The organism is Fibrobacter sp. HC4, assembly GCF_023373925.1.
In the GTDB taxonomy this organism is placed as follows: Bacteria; Fibrobacterota; Fibrobacteria; order Fibrobacterales; family Fibrobacteraceae; genus Fibrobacter.
In genome coordinates this window covers 210,477-218,088 of record NZ_JALCZV010000005.1, presented here as the reverse complement: position 1 = coordinate 218,088, position 7,612 = coordinate 210,477, and the positions used below count along the sequence as shown (strand labels likewise).

General features: G+C 45.6%; 9 protein-coding genes and 1 pseudogene. 6 read left to right on the top strand and 4 right to left on the bottom strand.

Going from position 1 to position 7,612, the window contains the following annotated elements; all coding sequences use genetic code 11:
• On the top strand, nt 1-201 hold a 201-nt coding region (locus MMG03_RS05170; RefSeq protein ID WP_249505795.1), incomplete at its 5' end, for a hypothetical protein.
• 216 nt (nt 202-417) lie between these two features.
• Nucleotides 418-1,134 (top strand): annotated as a pseudogene (locus MMG03_RS16280) (PD-(D/E)XK nuclease family transposase); the annotation flags it as partial.
• Nucleotides 1,135-1,212: 78 nt separating this feature from the next.
• Here the strand turns inward: MMG03_RS16280 and MMG03_RS05165 are convergent.
• Together MMG03_RS05165 and MMG03_RS05160 are read right to left on the bottom strand one after the other, a co-directional pair.
• Nucleotides 1,213-1,362, bottom strand: a complete 150-nt coding sequence (locus tag MMG03_RS05165) for a hypothetical protein (RefSeq protein ID WP_249505794.1) — start codon at nt 1,360-1,362, stop codon at nt 1,213-1,215.
• An 18-nt stretch (nt 1,363-1,380) separates the two neighbouring features.
• Nucleotides 1,381-3,111: a hypothetical protein gene (locus tag MMG03_RS05160; RefSeq protein WP_249505793.1), complete on the bottom strand. Its 1,731-nt coding sequence runs from the start codon at nt 3,109-3,111 to the stop codon at nt 1,381-1,383.
• A gap of 270 nt (nt 3,112-3,381) precedes the next feature.
• Here MMG03_RS05160 and MMG03_RS05155 point away from each other — a divergent pair, with 270 nt between their 5' ends.
• On the top strand, nt 3,382-3,564 hold the full coding sequence (locus MMG03_RS05155) for a hypothetical protein (RefSeq protein ID WP_249505792.1): 183 nt from the start codon (nt 3,382-3,384) through the stop codon (nt 3,562-3,564).
• Nucleotides 3,565-3,922: 358 nt separating this feature from the next.
• Here MMG03_RS05155 and MMG03_RS05150 read toward each other — a convergent pair whose 3' ends face one another.
• The gene (locus MMG03_RS05150) at nt 3,923-4,762 is read right to left on the bottom strand and encodes a GGDEF domain-containing protein (RefSeq protein ID WP_249505791.1); all 840 of its coding nucleotides are present in this window, start codon (nt 4,760-4,762) and stop codon (nt 3,923-3,925) included.
• Nucleotides 4,763-5,019: 257 nt separating this feature from the next.
• Between MMG03_RS05150 and MMG03_RS05145 the strand changes: the two genes are divergently transcribed.
• Together MMG03_RS05145 and MMG03_RS05140 are read left to right on the top strand one after the other, a co-directional pair.
• Nucleotides 5,020-6,024: a hypothetical protein gene (locus MMG03_RS05145; RefSeq protein WP_249505790.1), complete on the top strand. Its 1,005-nt coding sequence runs from the start codon at nt 5,020-5,022 to the stop codon at nt 6,022-6,024.
• Nucleotides 6,025-6,032: 8 nt separating this feature from the next.
• On the top strand, nt 6,033-6,176 hold the full coding sequence (locus tag MMG03_RS05140; protein ID WP_249505789.1) for a hypothetical protein: 144 nt from the start codon (nt 6,033-6,035) through the stop codon (nt 6,174-6,176).
• Here the strand turns inward: MMG03_RS05140 and MMG03_RS05135 are convergent.
• The gene (locus MMG03_RS05135; RefSeq protein ID WP_249505788.1) at nt 6,173-6,454 is read right to left on the bottom strand and encodes a hypothetical protein; all 282 of its coding nucleotides are present in this window, start codon (nt 6,452-6,454) and stop codon (nt 6,173-6,175) included. The genes MMG03_RS05140 and MMG03_RS05135 overlap by 4 nt on opposite strands.
• Nucleotides 6,455-6,702: 248 nt before the next feature.
• Between MMG03_RS05135 and MMG03_RS05130 the strand changes: the two genes are divergently transcribed.
• Nucleotides 6,703-7,476, top strand: coding sequence for a DUF6261 family protein (locus MMG03_RS05130; protein WP_073157357.1), 774 nt, complete (start codon nt 6,703-6,705; stop codon nt 7,474-7,476).
• Nucleotides 7,477-7,612: the final 136 nt, after the last annotated feature.

Here is a 7,612-nt window from a genome sequence, read left to right as displayed (position 1 = left end):
TTCCAGAGTATTGGACAAAGGCTTGGCTTTGTGAGCGCCGGAGACGAATACCGCGCCCTTGAACGCAAGGTTCGCAGGATGGAGTCGGCAAGCAAGGCAAAAGATGCGAAACTGGCCGATCAGGCCAATGCTCTTGCCGATAACGCTGCTGAAATTGCTGCTCTCAAGGCAGAAATCGAACGGCTTAAGAGTGGCAAATAGCTGCTGCAAGCATTTCGCATAACGTCAGGACTCCTCGCGGGTCCTTTTTTTGTATAAAATGAAAACCCCCAGCCGGTGGGTTCCTTTTTTGTTTTTGGGATGAAAAAAAACAAAAAAAACGGGAGCGTCGTCTTGAAAAAGTCGTGTTATATAGCAGGTGGAAAATTCACTCCGCCTCAACTGCTATTTGGCATTTGAACAAGAATAAAGAGTAACATGACACGAGAAGAATTTGCCGAACTTTTGAAAAAATTGAGGGTGGAGAATGAAAATGGGGCAAGACCCGAGGATCTTGATAACATCTTTCAGCCTTATGCTGACCGGAATGTGTATATCTACAACGATGCTTGCATCAAGAAAATTCTAGCAAGCAATGAAAATCTTGACTTGACCACGGATCTGGTGAATGCAGCTCTTAATTTGCAAGGCGAAGAACGTATAGAGAATCCGACTCTCACGAATCCTTACATTCCCGGAGAACTTGGCTTTAAGAACGTTGAACCTGATGTTTTGCTGCGGAAAGTTCATCCTGTATATTGCGGAACAAAGCCTCCTGATGATATCATCTCAGTGGAGGTTCAGCACAACGGTAGTTCGATTTTTAGCGATCGGTTGATGCTTTATGTTGCCCGTCATACAAGTCGCATGGTGCCCCCAAACGACATGCGTCCGCTGGACAACTTGAATCTAATTAGCTTTCAACTTTTCGATACGTACCCGTGGAAAGTTTGCAAGGATTACCGTTATACAATCCAGATGCGGACTCAGAACGATCTCGTGTATTTCAGTAAACAGACAATCACCCTCGCGGAGGTGAAAAAGTTCTTGAAACACGCTGAGTACTTCAAGGATGACCATAGTCGGCTGGCTCAGTGGCTTCGTGCTATTGACGCTTTGAATAGGGAAGAATCTGCGGCCTTTGCAAGGTATGAAAAAAATTACCACCGAATTTTATTGCATAAAAAAAGCCCGACTTCAAACGAAGCCGGGCTTTTTCAAGATTCTCGAAACTTAGGCGTTCTTTGTGTTTTCAACATCGAAGTTGAGGCCGAACTCGCCTTCGTATTCCGGAACATCGGGACCATCACCAGAGCCTGCAAGCAGGGAAGATTCAAACTTCATGTCAACGATGGTCATTTTCGGTGCGACGTATTCTTTCATTTCCATTTTCCTATTCCCTTATTTGATAATGACCTTTTGGCCCTTGTTGTAATATGTTCCCTTGACAGTGGGCTTCTTGTTCATCATGCGGCCCTTCATGTCAAACCATTTGTTTTCGTCCATGGAGATTTCACCGGTTGTGGTGTTCATGGTGCCGATGGCGGTTGTTGATCCGTCGCCATCAATAAACTTGACGGTGATGGTTTCTGGAAGATCTTCTTCTGCGATTTCGGCGCCGGCTGCAGCCTTGGCAAGAACGCCTGCGCTGTTGTACTTGAGATAGGCTCGCATGGGCGGAACAGTTGCTCCTGTACCCGCCTTTATGAACTGGCCTGCGGTAATATTGTCTCCTTGAGAATTCCCGGCGAAACCATAGACGCCCTTCTTTGAGGATTCATTGAAGGTGATCTTTTCGTAGGTGCCCTTGAATGTCCAAGTTCCGGGTAGTCCCTGGTTGCCATCGTTTTTATTATAATCTGCTGTGAATTCAGCGTCGTTTATGCCATTTTTTGTGCTAAGCGTGTATTGACAAGGTCCGTCCCATCCAGAAGAATTGAACTCAATTTGTGCCTTGCTTGCTACAACGAAGTAGGGTGTGTTTGCTTTCATCGTGTTCAAATAACCAACTGCATAAACTGCCCATGAACCTTGGTTGTTTTGGATATTTGCTATTTCGTAGAGCTGTGTTGCGCTATTTAAGCATCCACCTGCGATGTCAAAGGGTAGAACGACTGTGGATGCAACATCACTGTATTGCCCAATATTGAATTCTCTATTATAAGCAATAGAGTCAACTGTCACGTCTTCAGGAATGCTCAACGTCTGCAGTCTTGCGTCGCTCTTGCCATCAATGCAGGCGACCCTCTTGTCATTGATCATCTTCACTTCAAAGATGCCGTCACCTTCCTGGAAACATTCTCCTTCTTCGATAACTTCTATTGATGCGGGGAGTAAGACGGAGTTGTCTGCTGCGGATGCAAAAGACAATCCCGGTGCGGGTTTTGCCATGGTTCCCTGACTATTGTAAACCAAGTAAGCTCGCATGGGCGGAACACTGGCGTTTGTTCCTGCTTTTACGAATTTTCCAATAGTGCCTGCACCAGCTAATCCATAGGAATGACTTCGCTCTGTATCGTTTGCGTCCCAGGTCTTTGTTGTGTAAACTCCCTTGAATTCCCAAATTCCTTTTAAACCAGTGGGTGATTTGGGATCAGGGTCTGCAGAATATTTGGAGACGGCAGCACCATCAGTGGTGTTCAGGTCAAATGTACAATCTTTTCCGCCCAACTTGAAATATAGTCCGTTACTATCGCGTTCCCCAAACTCGATTAGATAAGGACGGTTTGCCTCGAATCCTGTGGAAGAGGTTGTTACTGGATTTGTTAGCACAGTCCAAACAGAATCTTTGTTTTTATAAATTCTTCGAATATCGCTTAAGTTCGCGCCGGTAGATGTGGGTTTGCACCCTTGAGATGGATATACGGGCAATGCAATAGTTTGTTTTGCGTTAGTAGCAGAATTCTTTCTGTAGTAGTATACTGAATCCACCGTTTCTGTGGTAGTGATTGTCGCAGGCTCATTGTGATGTTCGCCATCTGCATCAATTTCTGCGAAACATTTATTACCGACCTTTTTGATAGTAATAGGTCCGTACTGTTTGGGTGTATCGGTGCAGGTGGTTGCTGCCTGGGCGACGGAGAATGCTCCGGCGATAGCGATTGCTGCTGAAATTTTTAGGGTACGTATCATGTTGTTCCCACTTCTTAGGTAAAATTCAGTTCCAAATTTAGTTAAGTGGTCTCTTGGTGTCACTAAAAAAAGTCGCAATAGATTGGAATATAGGGGAAAAAGGTGTTTTTTTTAGGAGTGTAAAATTTTTATAAAAATCGTAGTGATGAATATCACAAGGGGGTTGGAAAAAAAATTTACAGCTTATAATCCGTATTTTTATTTTTGTAACAAAATAAACCAGGTGGAAACATTATGTTAATAAAATGGACTCCCACTGCAGAAGTAAATATGGTTAAAAATTCTCGTGACTGTTATCAGATTAGAACGGCTGCGGATCTTTATCGCCTCAATTCTATAAAGACCGTTGATCCTTCTGTTGGTGGCGAAGTGATTGACCCGGAAGAAGAAACCTTCCAATCGTGGTTCCTTCTACAGCAAGCAAGTAATCGTCAAGTAAGGAGTGAAAAATGAATATTAACGAAAATATCGAAAAGAAAGAATGCGTCCTCCTCAAATGACCGTTTTGAAGATGGACGGTGTTGCGACTCCGCTCTGTTGTTCTGATAATTGCGGTTATGGTTCCCAGTCGCTTAATGATGAAGGTGAATCCCTGGATTAACTTTCGTTCTATCGATACGAGAACGTTCTTGTAACACTCTAGTCGAAGCAGAACAAATACAGCATTAAAAAATCCCGCAGATGCGGGATTTTTTTGTATCCTTCACGAAAAAGTCGGGACGATTTCCTTATTTCGGGGGCGACTTTTCTCCCAGCACTCACGAATAAATGTTGGTTTTAAATAGGGAAGAATTTTGGGGATTGTTTTCGCTTAACCGCGGTAGAACGTGAAGGACTTGCCGGGAACTTTCTTGCTTTCGTAAGTGCAAGCGTCCGCCTGCTTGTAAAGCTCATCGAAGTTTGCTTCGCCGCCCTTTGCGATAGTTGCACCTAGGCTTACAGAAATGCGATAATCTTCAAGGCCCTTCACCTGGGTGTTTTCCAGCGTATTAAAGAATCTCTGGATAACCCTTGCGCCCAGTTCCTCGGTAGTGATATCCTTGGCGAAAAGCACAAATTCGTCACCGCCCAAGCGCATCAGAATGTCGTTGTCGCGGAAAGCCTTGCGCAGTGCCTTTGCGGTAGCGATAATCACCTCGTCGCCAGCCTGATGCCCCAGCGTATCATTCACCTGCTTGAACTTGTCGATGTCGAAAAGGCAGAACATACCATCCACCTTGTTGAACAATTTTTCCTTGATCTTGGTGGATCCGGCCTGGCGGTTGAACAATCCCGTCATGGCGTCGGTTTCTGCCATGGAAGTCAAGTGTGCTTCGCGGTTCTTCTGTTCGTTGATATTTTCAACCACATAGATGACGCGGTGCAGAACTTCTTCTTCGCTATCTTTCACGGCGATGAAACGTGCGCGGCACCATCCGAAATGTTTTCCCAAAAATTCGTGGGTGATGGTGTTCTTGTCCTTCAGTCGATCCTTCAGGGTGGTCATGTCGGTAAAGGCGAGAACCTCTTCCAAGTAGTCGGGATCCGTGGTGGCTTCCATCACTTTTTTGACGCAAAAGGTAAAATTCTTTTCGGTGGGCAGGGTGTCCTGGATAAACTGGTTGGTTCGCATCATGGTGAACTCGTCGGTATCCATGTCGACTTGCGCCATGGAAAGCAACGAAAACGCATTTAGGGTTCTGCGGTTTCTGCTATCTTTTATTATGGACATCAAAAATCAAGTGCTAAATGTGATAGAACATACAGAAAAAGCAGGCCGAATATTGCCATATATATGGTAAAACCTAAATTTGGGACGAAAAGTTTTTAGGTCGTAAAGAACATAGCCCAATTTTAAAATATTGAAAATTTTTTCTGTTTTTCTAAATTTACCCTGGTTTGGTAATGTTATCAAAGGGAGTCTTAAGAATGAAACGTTTGTTCTTTTCTCTGTTTGCAGGCGCGCTGGCCGTGTCCGCTTTTGCAGTAGATGTGGATAGAAGACCGTTGGCTGAGCTGAATAAGCTTGCTGAAGGCAGTGTGAAGTTTGATAGCGTGAATGGCAAGTTGGTCGCTACCATTCTTGAAGCTCAAAGAACTTTCAACATTAGTGAAAATGTTGTGGTGGATTCTGTAAAATTGGAACGTAAGTTTCAAAAAGGTGTTTCCGCAACCGTTATGCTGCCTTTTAAGATTGCTCCGGGTAATGTTTCCGGTGCGACATTCAACAGGTTGGCTAGTGTAGATGTTGATAACGCAAGGGTTGGCTTGTATAGAGAAGATCAGTTTGTTTTTTCTTATGCGGCTTATATCGTTGTGCCTGAGGGTGAAACGATCTCTTTCAACGAATCTCCCGTAACATTATTGGCTACCGTTGATGCAAATACTGCTGGCAATGCCTGGAATAATCCGTGTGCAAATAACGGCGGATGGCGAATGATGGGAACCACGACCCTTAAGGGCTGGAAGGATGGCGGCAAGTATGAGGCTGAAATTGGCAAGGTGTATGGATTCGCTGGCTTTGCTCTTTCTGAAGCCGATGCTCAGAATTATGTGGATGGCGCAGGTCCTGTCCAAGTTGGCCAGTTTATAAAGGTCAAGTCCGGTGTCGCTGTGGATCCGATGCGCGGATACATGATGCAGGGTGAATGCGGTCAAAACAAGCCTGCCGTTCCTGGCAGCGAACCGCTTTTTGCTCCGGCTGTTTCTGTTGAAGACCTGCCCGAAACCTTCTCTGTTTATATCGTGAATCCGTCCGTTCCTGGCGCAGGTTCCGATGAAAAAGGTGACGAAGACGTCACTGCAATCAAGACTGTCAAGACTACTGCAGCTTCCAAGGCTGGTCGCTGGCATGATGCCGCTGGCCGTAGCCTGAATACGCCTAAGGCTCATGGCGTTTACGTTAACGACCGCACACCGGTAATGGTCAAGTAGGGGAAATCATGAACGTGAAAATCGAAAAGAAAGAATACGAAGCTCCCCAGATGACTGTGGTGGATGTTCAGACCGCGGCTCCCTTGCTGAGTGCCAGTCAGAGTGATCCTGCAGATGATGAAGGTTGGGACGATTTCAAGAAGTTGAATTAGTCAAAATCCAAAAACATTGCAGTTTCCGCAAAACGGAATTTTGCAAATTTTAAAAACGGAGTGCCTTTCTTGCGAAGGAAAAGGACTCTGCCAAGAAAAATCCCGCCTTCCCAAAGGCGGGATTTTGCTTTGTCAAGAAATTTTGTGCTTTCCGTGAAACGGAATTCCGCTCTGTCGAAAAAATTTGCACTTTCCGTGAGACGTGATTCCGCTCTGCCGCAAAATGTTGCACTTTCACCGCGGTGGAAAACCGCTCTGCACGAAAAAAATGCACTCATTCCCTCAGGGAAAAGTGCTCTGCATTCGAAAAAAGTGGCAAGGATGTGAGGGGAAAGGGCTCTGCCATACAAAGGAATAAATTTTTTTTGCGATAAAATTGGCTTTTTTGAACGAAAAATGCAGATTTTGAAAAAATGTTCAAAAAAAGTCCTGAAATTCTTGGTCTGGAAAAAACGAACTTTGTAGTTTATGCTTGTCTCAACAAACGAACGTTATGTTGATAACGTAAAAACAAAGAGGTAAAAATATGAATGAATTCAAGAAGATCAAGAACATCCATTATAAAACCATGCGCAACGATGAGTTCAAGGGAATTCACAGCGCGGGCGTGCAGTTCGCCAAGGAGTTGACTGCCCAGCAGATGCTACCCCTGGTCAGGGACTACGAGTTGGCTTACAATGAGTTCAGCAGATACATGGACAAGAATGCAGACGAATCAGTTGGCCATGTGGCCAGCTTGCTGCACGAGGAACGACGCAACCTGTTCTCTAAGTGCCGCAAGGCGGCCAGCGTGGCTTCGGACTATCCTAACGAGGGTGCCGCAGAAGCCGGGGCCAAGGTGTGGAAGATATTTGAACATTCGAATATGTCTCGCTTGAACCAGGTGCAGATGACGGGCTACGTGGATGACGTCGTGAACGGCCTGCGGGGCCTTGGCGAAGATGTGCTGAACGCCTGCGGTTTCAAGACCTGGGTGGATCGCCTTGACGAAGCCAACAAGAACTTCGAAAGGGCTGCCATGGATCGTAATGCGGAAAATGGCCAGCGGGAACATGAGTGTGGCCTCAAGCTTCGCCGCAAGTGCTCCCTGGCTTTTGAACTGGTTGCGTTCCAGGCTGTGGTTCTTGCTGCGCAGGGGGATGCTTCCTGTGACAAGTTCATCGATTCCGTGAACGATGCGGTCAAGACCAAGCTGGCTCAGGTCGATAGCCGACGAACCCGCGGCAAGACGGCCAAGCTGGCTGACGACTCGGTAACTGAAAATCCGGCTACCGAGGAGATAAAGGAACATGCTGCATAAAAACTCCTTAATCGGAACACATTTTAACCCCGACCTTCACGAAAGGCCGGGAATTTTTTATGCATTTTGTTTTTTTAGCGCTGGAGAAAATTTTAAGAAGGACTTTTTCGGCTTAAGAAAAAGTTTATAGCCTTTA